The organism is Nonomuraea sp. NPDC003707 (assembly GCF_053587055.1).
Window position 1 is genome coordinate 210,219 of record NZ_JBSFNK010000001.1, and the last position, 16,310, is coordinate 226,528.

A 16,310-nucleotide genomic window follows, 5' to 3' on the forward strand; every position below is an offset into this window, starting at 1 on the left:
TGATCAGTCGGGATTCTCCGGGCGAGGCTCGGCCTCGGAGGCTTCGTCGTGCTCGACCCCGTGCTGGACCCCGTGCTGCTCCACTGGGGGCAGCTCCGCCTGCTCGCGGGGGTAGTGCAGGTCGAAGGCGGGCCGTTCGGAGCGGATCGGGGGCATGCTGACGAAGTTGTGGCGCGGCGGCGGGCAGCTGGTGGCCCATTCGAGGGAGCCGCCGTACCCCCACGGGTCGTCGAGGGTGACCTTGGGCGCGTACTTGGCCGTCTTCCAGACGTTGTAGAGGAACGGCAGCGTCGAGGCCCCGAGCAGGAACGCCCCGGCGGAGGAGAACTCGTTGAGCGCGGTGAAGCCGTCGCCCGGGCTGTAGTCGGCGTAGCGCCTGGGCATGCCGAGCATGCCGAGCCAGTGCTGCACCAGGAACGTGGTGTGGAAGCCGATGAACAGCGTCCAGAAGTGCACCTTGCCGAGGCGGTCGTCGAGCATCCGGCCGGTCATCTTCGGCCACCAGAAGTAGAAGCCGGAGAACATCGCGAACACGACCGTGCCGAAGACGACGTAATGGAAGTGCGCGACCACGAAGTACGTGTCGCTGATGTGGAAGTCGAGCGGCGGCGAGGCCAGGATGACCCCGGTGAGCCCGCCGAGCAGGAACGTCACCAGGAACCCGACGGCGAAGAGCATCGGCGTCTCGAAGCTCAGATGGCCCCGCCACATCGTGCCGATCCAGTTGAAGAACTTCACCCCGGTCGGCACCGCGATGAGGAACGTCATGAGCGAGAAGAACGGCAGCAGCACCTGGCCGGTCGGGAACATGTGGTGGGCCCACACGGTCATCGACAGCCCGGCGATGGTGATCGTCGCGCCGACGAGCCCCAGGTAGCCGAACAGCGGCTTGCGGCTGAAGACCGGGATCACCTCGGAGATGATCCCGAAGAACGGCAGCGCGATGATGTAGACCTCGGGGTGGCCGAAGAACCAGAACAGATGCTGCCAGAGCAGCGCGCCGCCGTTCTCGCTGTGGAAGACCTGCGTGCCCAGCTTGCGGTCCGACTCCAGCACCAGCAGCGCCGCGGCCAGCACGGGGAACGCCATCAGCACCATCATGCTGGTCAGCAGCACGGTCCAGGTGAACAGCGGCACCCGGAACATGGTCATGCCGGGCGCCCGCATGCCGATGATCGTGGTGATGAAGTTGACCGAGCCGAGGATCGTACCGAGACCCGACAGCGCCAGGCCCATGATCCACAGATCGCCGCCGATCTGCGGCGAGTACAGCGCCGTCGACAGCGGCGTGTAGGCGAACCAGCCGAAGTCCGCCGCCCCGCCCGGGGTGAAGAACCCGGCCACCACCATCAGCCCGCCGAACAGGAACATCCAGTACGCGACCGCGTTCAGCCGGGGGAAGGCCACGTCGGGCGCGCCGACCTGCAGCGGCATGACCACGTTCGCGAACCCCGCGAACAGCGGGGTGGCGAACAGCAGCAGCATCACCGTGCCGTGGATGGTGAACAGCTGGTTGTACTGCTGCTGGTTGACCAGCTGCATGCCGGGGGAGACGAGCTCGGCCCTGATGACCATGGCCATGAGGCCGGCCACGAGGAAGAACCCGAACGAGGTGATCAGGTAGAGATACCCGATGACCTTGTGGTCGGTCGTCGACAGCCAGGAGGCGAGGACGGTCCCGGTGCGGCGGCGCCTGACCTGCTCGATCGAGGTCTCGCGAACAGTCGTCACGGCTGCTCCCTCCAGTGCGGAGTGCTACCTGCGACGGACCGCTGGACGCCGCCCACCTCAGGCGCGATTCGGCTACCTGCGGCGGACCGCCGGATGCGGCCCACCATGGCCTGCCCCGATCTACCCATTCCACGCCAAGCAGCGCCGCTCGGGAAGACGTTCTTTGACATTCGCACCGGAAGGTTTGACATGCGGGCGCGGCATGCGACCCATGCGTGATCGTCGCTGGTGGATCGGTTGAATCCGGCCTAGCGTTTCCAGGCGTGCCCATGACGCTCGGATTTCACCTGCCCAACGGCTACGCCGGCGCCGACCGGCGCGGCGCCGCCAGGATCGCCGCGCTGGCGGAGGAGCTGGGCTACGACTCGCTGTGGACGGCCGACCACGTGGTCCTGCCCAGCCCCCGGGTCGATCCCTCGCCGCTCGAACCCGGCGCGCCGCTGCTGGACGCCGTGGTCTCGCTGGCGTTCCTGGCCGCGCACACCGAGCGGATCCTGCTGGCCACCGGCTGCGTGGTGCTGCCCCAGCGCGACCCGCTGGTGCTGGCCAAGCAGCTGGCGAGCGTGGACGTGCTCAGCGGCGGACGGCTGGTGTTCGGGGCCGTGGCCGGCTACCTGGAGCCGGAGTTGCGCGCGCTCGGCGTGCCCCTGGAGGGCCGCGGCGAGCGGACGGCCGAGTACCTGCGGGCGATGCGCGCGCTGTGGGAGCAGGAGGAGCCCGCCTTCCACGGCCGATATGTCTCGTTCGAGGGTGTCGACGCCCACCCGCGCCCGCTCGGACGCGTGCCGGTCGTCATGGGCGGCCACACGCGCGCCGCGCACCGGCGGGCCGCCGAGCTGGCCGACGGCTGGTACGGCTGGATGCTGGGCCTGCGGGCGGCGGCGGCCCAGATCGAATCCGTACGCGCCGAGGCCGCGGCGGCGGGCACCACCCTGCACATCTCGGTCACCCCGGCCCGCCCCCTCGACCCCGGGACCGTGCGCGCCTACGCGGACGCGGGGGTGGACCGGCTCATCCTGGCCCACCGCCCCGGGCTGTCCCTGGCGGAGGTGGAGGATTTCCTGCGCCGCAACGCCCCCGGCCGCCTCCTCGCCTGACGCGCCACATGTCCCACATTGCGGATATCCGCGGGCTCACCGGGTGAGGTCTTCTATCCTTCGTAGCCGGACCCGACTTCGGAGGAGAAGATCCCGTGACTGCTCAGGCTGACTACGCCGCCCTCGTCCAGCGAGGGCTCTCGCTCGACCTCACCAGGGGCAAGCCGTCGCCGCGCCAGCTCGATCTCTCCAACGACCTGCTCAAGCTGCCCACGTCCTACCGGGCGGCCGACGGCACCGACGGCCGCAACTACGGCAACCTGCAGGGCCTGACCGAGCTGCGCGAGCTGTTCGCGCCGCTGGTCCAGGTGCCCGCCGGCCAGCTCGTCGTCGGTGGCAACTCCAGCCTGGCCCTGATGCACGACACGATCGTGCACGCGCTGCTGACCAGGGTGCCGGGCGCCGCGCGGCGGTGGGTGGAGGAGCCGGAGGTCACGTTCCTGTGCCCGGTCCCCGGATACGACCGGCACTTCACGATCACCGAGCGGTTCGGGATCAAGATGGTGCCCGTCCCGATGAACGCCGAGGGCCCCGACATGGACGTGGTCGAGCGCCTGGTGGCCGCCGACGCGAGCGTCAAGGGCATCTGGTGCGTGCCGAAGTACAGCAACCCGTCCGGCGTCACCTACAGCGACGAGACGGTCCGCAGGCTGGCCGCCATGCCGGCCGCCGCGCCCGACTTCCGGATCTTCTGGGACAACGCGTACGCGGTGCACCACCTCACCGACACCCCGGACGAGCTGGCCGACCTGCTCGCGCTCGCCGCCGAGCACGGCGACGCCGACCGCGTGTTCGTCTACGCCTCCACCTCCAAGGTGACGCTGGCGGGCTCCGGCGTGTCGTTCTTCGGCTCCTCGCCCGCGAACGTCGAGTGGTTCCTGCACAACACGGGCAAGCAGTCCATCGGCCCCGACAAGCTCAACCAGCTCCGCCACGTCGAGTTCCTGGGTGACCCGGCGGGCGTGGCCGCGCACATGCGGCGGCACGCGGAGCTGATCGGGCCGAAGTTCGAGCTGGTCGACAAGGTGCTGACCGAGCGGCTGGGCGACCTCGGCACCTGGACGAGCCCCGCGGGCGGCTACTTCATCAGCCTGGAGGTGCCGCACGCCGCCGAGGTGGTGGCCAGGGCCAAGGCCGCGGGCATCGCGCTGACGCCCGCGGGCGCGACGCACCCGTACGGCAAGGACGCCGCCGACCGCACGATCCGGATCGCCCCGACCTTCCCCGGGCTGGACGAGCTGGAGCAGGCCATCGAGGGCCTGGCCGTCTGCGCCCGCGCGGTGGCGGAGGAACTGGGCTGAGCTAGCGGCCGTTCCTGAAGCCGAAGATGTACTCGCGCGTCTCGCTCGGATGGAACGAGACGCCGACCCCCGGCTCGAACACGGCGTTGTCGCGCGCGCAGTAATAGAGGCCCTCCCACACGGCCAGGGCCTTCTCCCTGGCCGGGGCCTCGACGGTGTCGCGCTTCCTGGCGCCGTACGAGCCGAGCACGTTCAGCAGCCCGAGCCCCCAGAACAGGCCGGTCAGGCAGAACGGGGCGAGCAGCACCTCGCCCCACTTGGGGTCCTGGCCCATGGCGATGACCAGCGACACGACCAGGTGCACCAGGGCCGCCACGAGGAGCAGGAGATAGCCCTGGTTCCTGGCCCACGGGGTGTAGTGGCGGCTGGGGAACGACAGCCAGACCGCGAGCTGCGTACGGCTCATGACGTGTTTCGAGGCGCCCAGCGCCGCCGCCGTGGGCAGGTCGGCGACCTCGCGCACGCCGGGCAGCCGCACTCTGCCGATCTTGTACGTGGTCCCGGAGGCCACCGCTCCGGGGACCGCGGCGACCTGGTCGGTCTCCGAACACACCGGGCACCTGACTTCCACCTGGGCAGTTTGGCCTTAAGTAACGACCTGCGCAAACCGGGAGGCGGAGCGTGTCCGGCCGGACCCTCCGGCCGAGTGGTTTCCACCTAAAGTGCATGGTGTGAAGCCGATTGATGCGTTGGTGAGCTCTCTGCCCGAAGGTCGTGTCCTGACCGACCCGGATGTGATCGACTCCTACGCCCGCGACCGGACGTTCGTGGCGCCGGGCAAGCCGCTCGGCGTGGTGCTGGCCGCCTCGCGCGACGACGTGGTCACGACGTTGAGGTGGGCCACCGAGCACCGGGTGCCCGTGGTGCCACGGGGCGGCGGCTCGGGCCTGGCGGGGGCCGCCGTCGCCGGTGACGGCTCGATCGTGCTCTCGCTGGCCAGGATGAACGCGATCAGGGAGCTCTCCCCCGCCGACGAGATCGCCGTCGTCGAGCCCGGCGTCATCACCGCCGACCTGGACAGGGCCGCCAGGGAGCACGGGCTCATGTACGCGCCGGACCCCTCGTCGTACGAGATCTCCACGATCGGCGGCAACCTGGCCACGAACGCGGGCGGGCTGCGGTGCGTGAAGTACGGCGTGACCAGGGACTCGGCGCTCGGGCTCGAGGTGGTGCTGGCCGACGGCCGCGTGATCGGCACCGGCCGGCGCACGATGAAGGGCGTCACGGGCTACGACCTGACCGGCCTGTTCGTCGGCTCCGAGGGCACGCTCGGCGTCATCACCGCGGCCACGGTCCGGCTCAAGCGGGCGCCCACGGCGCCGCCGGCCACGTTCGCGGCGGAGTTCGGCTCGCTCCGGGACGCGGGCGCGGCGGTGTCGGCGATCATGGCGGCGGGCTGCCAGCCGTCCCTCATGGAGCTGATCGACCGCGCCTCGCTGGAGGCCCTCGACGACTGGCTCAACATCGGGCTCGAACCGGACACGCAGGCCACCCTGATCGGCCAGTCCGACGCCACCGACAGCCAGGCCATGGTCGAGCGCATGGAGCGGCTGTGCCTGGAGAACGGCGCCTCGTTCGTGGCCGTGTCCTCCAGCCCGCAGGAGGCCGAGGAGCTGATCAAGCTGCGCCGGCTGGACTACCAGGCCAAGGAGCGGCTCGGGGCGTGCCTGGTGGAGGACGTGTGCGTGCCCCGGTCCCTGCTGCCCGACATGATCACCGCCATCGAGGAGACGTCCGCGCGGCACGGGGTGAAGATCCTCACGGTGGCGCACGCCGGCGACGGGAACCTGCACCCGGTCTTCATCTTCGACCGCGGCATGCCCGAGCCGCCGGCGGAGGTGTGGGCGGCGGCGGACGAGGTGTTCACGCGCGCGCTGGAGCTCGGGGGCACGCTGACCGGGGAGCACGGGGTGGGCCTGCTGAAGCGGCGCTGGCTCGACCTGGAGTCGGGGCCGGTGGTCACCGAGGTCCAGCAGGGCATCAAGGCGGTCTTCGACCCCCTGGGGATCCTCAACCCGGGCAAGGCGATCTAGCTCTGGCCTGGAGAATCTCGGACTGTGGGCACCTTGACCAAGCCGTGACATTGGGGCCGGAAGCCCGTCCGACCTGCGACGAAGGGCTTACAGCGGCCTGACTTCCTTCGTCAAAACATGAAACTTCTGACAGGTCCGGCAGACGTCCCAACCATCACGCTGGTAGCGTTTTGCCCCATCTAATGGGTTGTAATGGGGGTCCGACGTGAATCAGTTCCAGCCGTTGGCGGCGGACGATCCGCGGCGGCTGGGGGCGTATGAAATCGTCGCCCGGCTCGGCGAGGGCGGCCAGGGCGTTGTCTATCTGGGTAAGAGCGACTCCGGGGAGCAGGCAGCGGTCAAGCTGCTGCACAACGCCCTGGTGGCCGACGCCGACGCCAGGACGAGGTTCCTGCGCGAGGTGGCGGTGGCACAGCGGGTGGCCAGGTTCTGCACCGCTCCAGTGCTCCACGCCGACCTGGATGGCAGCCGTCCGTACATCGTGAGCGAGTACGTCCCGGGCCCGTCGCTGCGTGAGATGGTCATCAACGAGGGGCCGCGGCGGGGTGCGGCGCTCGAACGGCTCGCGATCAGCACGGCCACGGCGCTCGCGGCCATCCACCGCGCCGGCATCCTGCACCGCGACTTCAAGCCCGCCAACGTCCTGATGGGGCCCGAGGGTCCCGTCGTGATCGACTTCGGCATCGCCCGCGCCCTGGACTCGCCCGGCGCGACGGCCACGGGGATGGCCATGGGCACGCCCTCGTACCTGGCGCCCGAGCAGCTCAGCGGGGCTGCGGTGTCGGAGGCGGCCGACGTGTTCGCCTGGGGCGTCACGATGGTGTTCGCGGCGACGGGCAAGCCCGCCTTCGGCGCCGACTCCATTCCCGTGGTGATGAACCGGATCCTCAACGAGGAGCCGGAGCTCGGGCGGATGGAGGGCGTGCTCGGGGAGCTCGTCGGCCTCTGCCTCTCCAAGGACCCCGCGCAGCGGCCCAGCGCGGACGAGCTCATCGTCCGCCTCACCGGCCAGCCGGCCCCGAAGTCCGCCATCGAGCCGGTGACGGGCCAGCAGCTGATCGGCGGCGCCGCCGCCGGTGCGGGTGTGGAGGGTGGCGCCCCTGCGGCGAAGGGCCAGGACGTCTACCCGGGCCCCTGGACCCAGCCCACCGGCCCCGTCCCGCCCGTCCCGCAGACGGGCCCGTACGGCCGCCCCGCCGCGGCCGCCGCCCAGGCCGCGTCCCCCATGCCGGGCAACCAGCCCCAGGGCACCCAGCAGCCGGGGACACCTGGTATGCCCGGAACGCCCGGTGGTCCGGGGACCCCCGGTGCGCCTCAGCCCGGGATGCCCGCCGGCTCCCAGCCGGGTATGCCCGCCGGGCCGGTCGGCTCCCACCCCGGAATGCCCGGCAACGGCCCGCAGGGTGCGGGCGCACCCGGAATGCCACCGCAGCACGGTGCGGCCGCGCAGCACGGTGCTGTCGCGTCCGGGATGCCGCCGCACGGCCCCGGCACGCCTCAGGGCCAGTCGCCCTTCCAGGGGGGAACGCCGGGCGGACCGGGCAGGCCCGGAGCGCAGGGCGGTCCCACCCGTCCCGGCGGCCCGTCGGGCCCCGGTGACAGCGCGCCCGCGAAGCAGCGCCGCACGCTGACGCTCGCCCTGTCCGGAGCCGCGGCCGCCGCCCTCCTCGTGGTCGTCGGCGCCGTGGTGGTGCAGGCCAACACCAAGGAAGTCCCGGTGGTGGCCGTCGGCAACTCCTCCAACAAGACCAGCGGCGACGGCTCCGGCGGCGGCCAGCCCGTCGACCCGCCGCCCGGCGACCAGACCCCGGTGCCGCTGCCCACGGACACCTCGGTGTCGGTGCCCACCCTGAGCATCGATCCGACGGAGAGCAAGAAGGCCAAGCACACCAAGCAGCCGGAACCCATCGCCGAGGTCCCGAACCCGGTCACCCAGGCACCCCAGCCTCAGACCACGACCAAGCGGCCGCACCCCACGCCCAAGCCGTCCGAGACCAAGACGAAGAAGAAGCCGTCCGACATGGTCGACCCCGTGGTGGAGCCGCCGCTCGGCGAGTCGACGGACCAGCCGGGCACCGGCACGACGGTCCCGACCCGTCCCAGCAGCAAGCCGACCAAGACCTATGGTCCGCGCAAGCCGAACCCGTACAACGCGGCGTCAGTGTGCGGCTCCGGCTACAAGGTCATCGACTCGCGCTCCATCGCGACCGGCAACGCCACCGTCTATCTTCTGTACAACTCCGGTGCGGGCAAGAACTGCGTGGTCACGATGTCGCGCATGCTGTACCCGGAGAAGGCGCAGATGAACGCCATCCTTCAGGTGAAGGGTGGCTCCAGCGCCAGCAACCCGGGCAACTTCACCGCGTACGCCGGCCCGATCCGTCTGCCCGGAAAGCAGAAGTGCGTGATCTGGGGCGGTTCTTGGGGCGGCCAGACGTGGAAGTCCGGCTGGAGCCACTGCACCTGACCTGACGACGACATCCGCTGAAAAGGGCCCCTTGTACGGGGCCCTTTTTGCGTTAGCGTAGTTGACGTGATCGTCAGGTCTTCGGTGCCGACGTCCAGAGGCAGGCGGACGCGGGCCGCGCTGCTGCAGGCTGGGCGGGAGGCGTTCGAGGAGCACGGGTACGACGCCGTGCGGATCGACGACGTCTGCGGGCGGGCCCGGGTGTCCCACGGCACGTTCTACACCTACTTCGATTCCAAGGAAGCGCTGTTCGGCGAGGTCGCGGCGGCCGTGGTCGGGGAGATGTTCGCGGCCAGCGTGGTCGGCGCGGCGGCGGACCCGGACGATCCGTACGCCCGGATCGAGGCGGCCAACCGGCTCTACCTGCGGGCCTGGGCGGCGAACTCGCGGCTGGTGCGGATGGTGGAGCAGGCGGCCACGTCCGAGGAGAGGTTCGGGCGGTTGCTGCTCGAGCTGCGGGAGGTGTTCGTGCGGCGGGGCGCGGAGGGGTTGAAGCGGCTGCAGGAGCAGGGGCTGGCCGATCCGGAGCTGGATCCGCGGCTGACCGCCGTCATGCTGGGCGGGATGGTGGAGCACTTCGCCCACGTGTGGCTGGATCTCGGGGAACGGGCCGACGAGCAGGTGGCGGTCGATCACCTGACGCGGTTGTGGGCCAGGGCCATCGGGTTGACGGGAACGTCAGGTTTGCGGGAGGAAGGCGCGTGATCAGGAGCAGGCTCGACACCGAGGGCGACGACTATCGCGGGCGCCGGGAGGCCATGCTCGCCAAGCTGGGCGAGCTCGACGCCGAGCACGCCAAGGCGGTGGCCGGGGGCGGCGAGAAGTACGTCGAACGGCACCGCAGGCGCGGCAAGCTCCTGGCCAGGGAGCGGATCGAGCTGCTGATCGACCCGGACTCGCCCTTCCTGGAGCTGTCGCCGCTGGCCGCCTGGGGCAGCGAGTTCCCGGTCGGGGCCGGAATGGTGTCGGGGATCGGGGTGATCGAGGGCGTCGAGTGCGTGATCACCGCGAACGACCCCACGGTCCGCGGCGGCGCGTCGAACCCGTGGACGCTGAAGAAGTCCCTCCGGGCGGCCGACATCGCGCTGCGCAACAGGCTCCCGTACGTGAACCTGGTCGAGAGCGGCGGCGCGGACCTGCCGACGCAGAAGGAGATCTTCATCCCGGGTGGCCAGATATTTCGCGACCTGACCCGGTTGTCGGCGGCGGGCGTTCCGACCATCGCGCTGGTGTTCGGGAACTCCACGGCAGGCGGCGCGTACGTGCCCGGCATGAGCGACTACGTGGTGATGGTGCGGGAACGAGCGAAAGTGTTCCTGGGCGGCCCGCCCCTCGTGAAGATGGCCACCGGGGAGGAGTCGGACGACGAGTCCCTGGGCGGGGCCGAGATGCACGCCAGGACCAGCGGCCTCGCCGACCACCTGGCCCAGGACGAGCACGACGCGCTGCGGATCGGGCGGCGGATCGTCCGTTCCCTCAACTGGCGCAAACAGGGCATGAGCCCGCAGGCGGCGCGGGAGCCCGGATATCCGGCCGAGGAGCTGCTGGGCATCGTCCCCGAGGACCTGAAGGTGCCGTTCGACCCCCGCGAGGTGATCGCGCGCGTGGTGGACGGGAGCGAGTTCGAGGAGTTCAAGCCGCTGTACGGCGCCTCCCTCGTGACCGGCTGGGCGCGCGTCCACGGCTACCCGGTGGGCGTGCTGGCGAACGCGCGCGGCGTGCTGTTCAGCGAGGAGTCGCAGAAGGCCACCCAGTTCATCCAGCTCGCGAACCAGTCGCGCACTCCGCTCCTGTTCCTCCAGAACACGACCGGTTACATGGTCGGCAAGGACTACGAGCAGGGCGGCATCATCAAGCACGGCGCCATGATGATCAACGCGGTGTCCAACTCGACCGTCCCCCACCTCACCGTCGTCATGGGCGCCTCGTACGGGGCGGGCAACTACGGCATGTGCGGGCGCGCGTACGAGCCCCGCTTCCTGTTCAGCTGGCCGAGCGCCAAGTCGGCGGTGATGGGCCCGGCGCAGCTCGCCGGGGTGCTGTCCATCGTGGGCCGCGCGTCCGCGCAGGCCAAGGGGCAGGTGTACGACGAGGAGGCCGACGCGGCGATGCGCGCGATGGTGGAGGCCCAGATCGAGGCGGAGTCGCTGCCGTTCTTCCTCTCGGGCCGCCTGTACGACGACGGGGTCATCGACCCGCGCGACACCCGTACCGTCCTGGGCCTGTGCCTGTCGGCCGTCAACAGCGCGCCGGTGCCCGAACCGGCGGGATTCGGGGTGTTCCGGCCATGATCGCCCGCCTGCTCGTCGCGAACCGGGGTGAGATCGCCCGCCGCGTCTTCCGCACCTGCGGGTCGCTCGGCATCTCGACGGTCGCCGTCTTCTCCGACCCCGACGCGGACGCGCCGCACGTGGCCGAGGCAGACCTGGCCGTTCGGCTGCCGGGCGCCCGACCGTCCGACACGTACCTGAACATCGGCCGCATCCTGGACGCCTGCCGCGCCTCCGGTGCGGACGCCGTACATCCCGGATACGGCTTCCTGTCCGAGAACGCGGAGTTCGCGCGGGCCGTGCTGGACGCCGGGCTGGTGTGGGCCGGGCCGCCGCCCGAGGCCATCGCGGCCATGGGGTCCAAGGTCGAGGCTAAGCGGCTGATGGCGGAGGCGGGGGTGCCCGTGCTCCCCTCGCTCGACCCGGAGGCGCCCGGGGAGTTCCCGGTCCTGGTCAAGGCGTCCGCCGGTGGGGGCGGGCGCGGCATGCGGATCGTCCGCGAGGCCGGGGAGCTGGCGCGGGAGGTCGAGTCGGCGCGGCGGGAGTCGGCGGCGGCGTTCGGCGACGGGACCGTGTTCGTGGAGCCGTTGCTGGAGAACGCCCGGCACGTCGAGGTGCAGGTGCTGGCCGACCGGCACGGCACGGTGTGGACGCTGGGCGAGCGCGAGTGCAGCGTGCAGCGGCGGCACCAGAAGGTCGTCGAGGAGTGCCCGTCGCCGGGGATCTCGGCCGAGCTGCGGGAGCGGCTGTGCGAGGCGGCGGTCAGGGCCGCGCGGAAGATCGGCTATGTCGGGGCCGGGACCGTGGAGTTCCTGGTCAAGGGGGATCGGGTGGCGTTCCTGGAGATGAACACCCGGCTCCAGGTCGAGCATCCGGTCACCGAGCTGGTCTACGGGGTCGATCTGGTGCGGCTGCAGCTCGAGGTGGCCGAGGGGGCCGCCCTGCCCGCGACGCCGCCCGAGCCTGCCGGGCATGCCGTGGAGGTGCGGCTTTATGCGGAGGACGGGGATTATCTGCCGCAGAGCGGGGTGTTGCGGCGGTTCGAGGTCTCCGGGGAGGTGCGGGTGGATTCGGGGGTGGAGTCCGGGTCGGTGATCTCGCCGTACTACGACCCGATGCTGGCGAAGGTGATCGGGTACGGGCGGGTACGAGCGGAGGCGGTGCGGAAACTGGTCACGGCGCTCCGACGGGCGAAGCTCCACGGGGTCGTGACAAATCGCGATTTACTGGTAAAAATCCTGACAAATTCGGCCTTCGGGGCGGGCGACACTCACACCGGCTTCCTCGCCCCCGGCGGCCCTCTTGACGGCAGCTCCCGGGACGGGCCCGGCGAGCTCCCGGTGCTGGCCGCCGCGCTCGCCATGGCCGCCGAGAACCGCCGCCGGGCGACGGTGCTGGCGGGCCTCCCGAGCGGCTGGCGCAACGTGCGCTCCCAGCCCCGCCGGGCCCGCTTCGAGGAGGCCGAGGTCGTCTACGACCCGCTCCCCCAGGGCGTCACCGTGATCAGCGCGGAGCCGTACGAGGTGATCCTGGAACGCGACGGCGTCCGGCACACCTTCGAGGTGGCCCGCTACGACGAGGACCGCAAGGTCTACGTCGACCACGTCGGCGGGTGCGCCGAGCTGACCCCGCTCCCCCGCCTCCCCGAGCCGGTCGAGCACGTCGCGCCCGGCTCCCTGCTGGCCCCCATGCCGGGCAGCGTGCTCCGGATCGAGGTGGAGCCCGGCGACCGGGTGACGAAGGGGCAGCCGGTGCTGGTGCTCGAGGCGATGAAGATGGAGCATCGGATCGCGGCGCCGTCCGACGGCGTGGTGTCGGACGTACACGTCGAAAAGGGCCGGCAGGTCGAAGCGGGCGCGGTGCTGGCGATCATCCAGGAGGAGACTGCATGACGAGCCTGGTGCACAAGGACCTGGCGGCGGGCGTCGCGACCGTCACGCTGGACTCGCCGCCCAACCGCAACGCCCTGTCCGTACGGCTCCTCGCCGACCTGTCCGACCGGCTCCACTGGGCGCTGGCCGAGCCGGAGGCCAGGGTGATCGTGCTGACCGGCACCGGGAAGGTGTTCTGCTCGGGCGCCGACCTCAAGGAGCAGAAGGCCTCGGGCGCGGCGGTGACGGCGTCGTTCCCCGACGTGCTCACGCTGATCTGGGAGAGCCCGAAGCCGGTCATCTGCCGGCTGAACGGCACGGCGCGGGCGGGCGGGCTGGGCCTGGTGGCGGCGTGCGACTTCGCGATCGCGCCGCTGACGGCGTCCTTCGCCTTCTCCGAGGTACGGCTCGGCGTCGTGCCCGCCATGATCTCGGTGCCGGTGCTGCGCCGGGTCGAGCCCCGGGCGGCGGCCGAGTACTTCCTGACCGGCGAGGTGTTCGACGCGGCCCGGGCGGCGGAGATCGGGCTGCTCTCGCGGGCCGTCCCGGAGGACGAGCTGGACGCGACGGTCGCGCACTACACCGATCTGCTGATCAAGGGCGGCCCCGAGGCGCTGGCCATCACGAAGCGGATGGTGCGGGAGGTGCCCGCGCTGTCGTTCGAGGAGGGGCTGCGGCGGATGACCGAGCTGTCGGCCGAGCGCTTCACCTCGGAGGAGGGGCAGGAGGGCATCGCGGCGTTCAGGGAGAAGCGGCCGCCCAGGTGGGCCGCCCGATGACGCTGCGGATCGCGAACTGCAGCGGCTTCTACGGCGACCGCCTCTCGGCCGCCAGGGAGATGGTCGAGGGCGGGCCGATCGACGTGCTCACCGGCGACTGGCTGGCCGAGCTGACCATGCTCATCCTCGCCGGGAACCGCCTCAAGGGCCGCCCCGGGTACGCGCCGACGTTCCTCCGGCAACTGGAGGACGTCCTAGGCCCTTGTCTCGATAAATCCATCAAAATCGTGACGAACGCCGGCGGCCTGGACCCGGCCGGCTGCGCGGAGGCCGTACACGACCTGGCCACCCGCCTCGGCCTCTCCCCCACGATCGCCCACATCACGGGCGACGACCTCACCGGCCGCCCCCTGGACCTGACCAACGCCGACACCGGCGAACCCCTCACCGCGACCCCCCTGACCGCGAACGCCTATCTCGGCGGCCGCCCCATCGCCACCGCCCTCGCGGCGGGCGCGGACGTGGTGGTGACCGGCCGCGTGACGGACGCCGCCCTGGTGACCGGCCCCGGCATCTGGCGGTACGGGTGGGGGCCCGGCGACCTGGACCAGCTGGCGGGCTCGGTGGTGGCGGGACACGTCATCGAGTGCGGCTGCCAGGCGACCGGCGGGAACTACGCGTTCTTCCAGGACGTACCGGACCTGGCGCACTGCGGCTTCCCCATCGCCGAGCTGAACGCGGACGGCTCCGCCGTGATCACCAAGCACCCCGGCACCGGCGGGCTGGTCTCGGTCGGCACGGTCACGGCGCAGCTCGTGTACGAGCTCGGGGGCCCGCGCTACCTGGGTCCTGACGTGGTGGCCCGCTTCGACACGATCACGCTCACGGACGACGGGCCCGACCGCGTCCTGATCTCGGGTGTCCGGGGTGAGCCGCCACCCGACACCCTCAAGGTGGCCGTCAACTACCTGGCGGGCTACCGCAACACGATGACCCTGGTGCTGACGGGCCTGGACGTGGCGGCCAAGGCCCGGGCCGCCCAGGACGCCCTCTGGGCCCGCGTCCCCCGGGACTCGTTCGACCGGGTGGACGTGGAGCTGACGGACTCGGGCCTGCTGCGGATCACCGTCATGGACGCCGACGAACGCCGGGCGGGACGCGCGTTCTCCTCCGCCGTGGTGGAGACGGGGCTCGCCAGCTACCCCGGCTTCTACGCCCTCACCCCACCGGGAAACGCCACACCGTACGGGGTCTACTGGCCCGTCCTCGTCCCCGCCTCGGAGGTCCACCCCCGGATCTTCATCAACGGCGACGAACTCCCTCCCACCGCCCCCGACACGCCAGGAGCCGGGCCCGCGACCGGGAGCGGCGGTCAGGGGCTCCGGCCTCCGGGCGCGGCGGAGACGGCGAGCGCAGCAGGCGACGCAGCCCAAGCCACCACCCCGCACCCCGCACCGGCCGTCCTCTCAGCGCCGGGTCGGCGAGAAGCGGCACCACACGACCCGGCGCTTGCGAACGGCGAGCAAGAGGCCGGGAGCGACGCGCAAGAAGCCGGGAGCGGCCGACAGGGGCTCGGGCCCTCAGGCGCGGGGCAGGCCTCGGTGGTCGAGGCTCAGGTGCGGGTGCCGTTGGGGTGGATTGCCGGGGCGCGGTCCGGGGACAAGGGCGGGAACGCGAACCTGGGCGTCTGGGCCGACACCCAGGAACGGTACGACTGGCTGGCCGCCCACCTCACCCCCGACACCCTCCAACGCCTCCTCCCAGCCCTCGCCCCGCACCGCGTCGACCGCTACGAGCTCCCCGACATCAAGGCGCTCAACTTCGTCATCCACGGCCTCCTCGGCAGAGGCGTGGCCGCGAGTCCCAGGATGGACCCGCAGGCGAAGGCGTTGGGCGAGGAGCTGCGGGCGAAGGAGGTGGACATACCTCCGCACCTACGAGATTGATCGCCAGCCCAGCAGCCCGGCCCCGAGGAGCCCGGCGCGTACGCCGAGGGACGACGCCACCACCTCCGGCGCCCGCCGGAAGGCGAGCCGCCCCGCCAGCCGCTCCCGCAGCGGCACCAGCAGCGCGTCCCCCGCCAGTGAGACCCCGCCCCCGATGACGATGCGCGCCGGGTCGAGCACCAGGGTGTACGTGGCCAGCGCCAGGGCGAGCGTGTCCACGGCCGACGACCACACCTCCGCCGCCCGCTCGTCCCCCTCGGCGGCCAGGCGCACCACGTCCGCGGAGGTGCCCGATCCGTAGCGTGCCGCGATGGCCCCGCCCGACGCGTACGCGGCCAGGCACCCGCGCTGCCCGCACCCGCACGCCAGACCGTCGGGCCGGACCGGGATGTGACCGATCTGCCCGGCGAAGCCCCCGGCTCCCCCGTACAGCGAGCCCGACAGGACGACCGCGCCCGCGATACCCGTACCGATGGGGAGGAACAGGACGTCGTCCCCGCCCGTCCCGAAGGCCAGCTCGGCCTCCCCTGCCGAGCGAACGTCGTGCCCGAGCGCCACCGGCAGGTCCACGTCCGCGAACGACGAGACGGGCACGTCCCGCCACCCGAAGGCCGCGGAGTAGACGGCGTGGGTGGGCGTGACCAGCCCCGGCACCGCCAGCCCCACGGCGAGCGGGCGGCGCCCGGCGCGGGGCCGCGCGAGGTCTGCGACGAAGGCGGAGATGGCCGCGATCACCTGGTCGGCGCCGCGAGGCGTCGCACGTCGCTCGAAATGAAGAATTGTCCCGTCCCGGGCGACAAATCCGCCTTTGAAGGTGGTACCGCCGACATCGACCGCAACGACGTAATCCAATCGTGCCATCGTGCCATCGTCCC

The 16,310-nt window shown here is 71.6% G+C and carries 12 protein-coding genes; 9 read left to right on the forward strand and 3 right to left on the reverse strand.

The annotated features are described in order from the left end of the window. Nucleotides 1-3 precede the first annotated feature (3 nt). Entirely contained in the window at nt 4-1,731 is a 1,728-nt protein-coding gene (gene ctaD, locus ACWDRB_RS00955; protein WP_449891341.1) for an aa3-type cytochrome oxidase subunit I, read from the reverse strand. A gap of 269 nt (nt 1,732-2,000) precedes the next feature. On the opposite strand from ctaD, the gene ACWDRB_RS00960 reads away from it, so the two are divergent. Then, nucleotides 2,001-2,828 (forward strand): TIGR03619 family F420-dependent LLM class oxidoreductase, encoded by an 828-nt coding sequence (locus tag ACWDRB_RS00960; RefSeq protein WP_449891342.1) that lies wholly within the window; start codon nt 2,001-2,003, stop codon nt 2,826-2,828. Between the two features lie 95 nt (nt 2,829-2,923). Next, nucleotides 2,924-4,129, forward strand: a complete 1,206-nt coding sequence (locus tag ACWDRB_RS00965) for an aminotransferase class I/II-fold pyridoxal phosphate-dependent enzyme (RefSeq protein WP_364239146.1) — start codon at nt 2,924-2,926, stop codon at nt 4,127-4,129. A gap of 1 nt (nt 4,130) precedes the next feature. Here the strand turns inward: ACWDRB_RS00965 and ACWDRB_RS00970 are convergent, their stop codons facing one another. Beyond that, a complete protein-coding gene (locus tag ACWDRB_RS00970) occupies nt 4,131-4,700 on the reverse strand; it encodes a hypothetical protein (protein ID WP_449891343.1) in 570 nt (189 codons plus the stop codon). Between the two features lie 100 nt (nt 4,701-4,800). Between ACWDRB_RS00970 and ACWDRB_RS00975 the strand changes: the two genes are divergently transcribed. The 7 genes from ACWDRB_RS00975 to ACWDRB_RS01005 all read left to right on the forward strand — a co-directional run bounded on the left by ACWDRB_RS00975 (nt 4,801) and on the right by ACWDRB_RS01005 (nt 15,435). Then, the gene (locus tag ACWDRB_RS00975) at nt 4,801-6,162 is read left to right on the forward strand and encodes an FAD-binding oxidoreductase (RefSeq protein WP_350722232.1); all 1,362 of its coding nucleotides are present in this window, start codon (nt 4,801-4,803) and stop codon (nt 6,160-6,162) included. A 205-nt stretch (nt 6,163-6,367) separates the two neighbouring features. After that, on the forward strand, nt 6,368-8,629 hold the full coding sequence (locus tag ACWDRB_RS00980) for a protein kinase domain-containing protein (RefSeq protein WP_449891344.1): 2,262 nt from the start codon (nt 6,368-6,370) through the stop codon (nt 8,627-8,629). 66 nt (nt 8,630-8,695) lie between these two features. Then, on the forward strand, nt 8,696-9,334 hold the full coding sequence (locus ACWDRB_RS00985) for a TetR/AcrR family transcriptional regulator (RefSeq protein ID WP_449891345.1): 639 nt from the start codon (nt 8,696-8,698) through the stop codon (nt 9,332-9,334). Between the two features lie 53 nt (nt 9,335-9,387). Continuing rightward, nucleotides 9,388-10,920 carry an acyl-CoA carboxylase subunit beta gene (locus tag ACWDRB_RS00990; RefSeq protein WP_449891765.1) on the forward strand — a complete coding sequence of 511 codons (1,533 nt, stop codon included), beginning with the start codon at nt 9,388-9,390 and terminating at the stop codon, nt 10,918-10,920. Continuing rightward, nucleotides 10,917-12,791, forward strand: coding sequence for an ATP-binding protein (locus tag ACWDRB_RS00995; RefSeq protein WP_449891346.1), 1,875 nt, complete (start codon nt 10,917-10,919; stop codon nt 12,789-12,791). The genes ACWDRB_RS00990 and ACWDRB_RS00995 overlap by 4 nt, the downstream gene beginning before the upstream one ends. After that, the gene (locus ACWDRB_RS01000; RefSeq protein WP_449891347.1) at nt 12,788-13,549 is read left to right on the forward strand and encodes an enoyl-CoA hydratase-related protein; all 762 of its coding nucleotides are present in this window, start codon (nt 12,788-12,790) and stop codon (nt 13,547-13,549) included. Before ACWDRB_RS00995 ends, ACWDRB_RS01000 begins: the two co-directional genes overlap by 4 nt. Continuing rightward, entirely contained in the window at nt 13,546-15,435 is a 1,890-nt protein-coding gene (locus ACWDRB_RS01005; protein WP_449891348.1) for an acyclic terpene utilization AtuA family protein, read from the forward strand. Before ACWDRB_RS01000 ends, ACWDRB_RS01005 begins: the two co-directional genes overlap by 4 nt. On the opposite strand, the gene ACWDRB_RS01010 is transcribed toward ACWDRB_RS01005, so the two are convergent. After that, entirely contained in the window at nt 15,424-16,296 is an 873-nt protein-coding gene (locus ACWDRB_RS01010; RefSeq protein WP_449891349.1) for an ROK family protein, read from the reverse strand. The genes ACWDRB_RS01005 and ACWDRB_RS01010 overlap by 12 nt on opposite strands. Nucleotides 16,297-16,310 lie beyond the last annotated feature (14 nt).

Excerpts from the sequence above, each read along its gene's own strand:
- ACWDRB_RS00960 (WP_449891342.1), top strand. The coding sequence starts at position 2,001 with ATGACGCTCGGATTTCACCTGCCCAACGGCTACGCCGGCGCCGACCGG.
- ACWDRB_RS00990 (WP_449891765.1), top strand. The coding sequence starts at position 9,388 with ATGCTCGCCAAGCTGGGCGAGCTCGACGCCGAGCACGCCAAGGCGGTG.
- ACWDRB_RS00995 (WP_449891346.1), top strand. The coding sequence starts at position 10,917 with ATGATCGCCCGCCTGCTCGTCGCGAACCGGGGTGAGATCGCCCGCCGC.
- ACWDRB_RS01000 (WP_449891347.1), top strand. The coding sequence starts at position 12,788 with ATGACGAGCCTGGTGCACAAGGACCTGGCGGCGGGCGTCGCGACCGTC.
- ACWDRB_RS01005 (WP_449891348.1), top strand. The coding sequence starts at position 13,546 with ATGACGCTGCGGATCGCGAACTGCAGCGGCTTCTACGGCGACCGCCTC.
- ACWDRB_RS01010 (WP_449891349.1), bottom strand. The coding sequence starts at position 16,296 with ATGGCACGATTGGATTACGTCGTTGCGGTCGATGTCGGCGGTACCACC.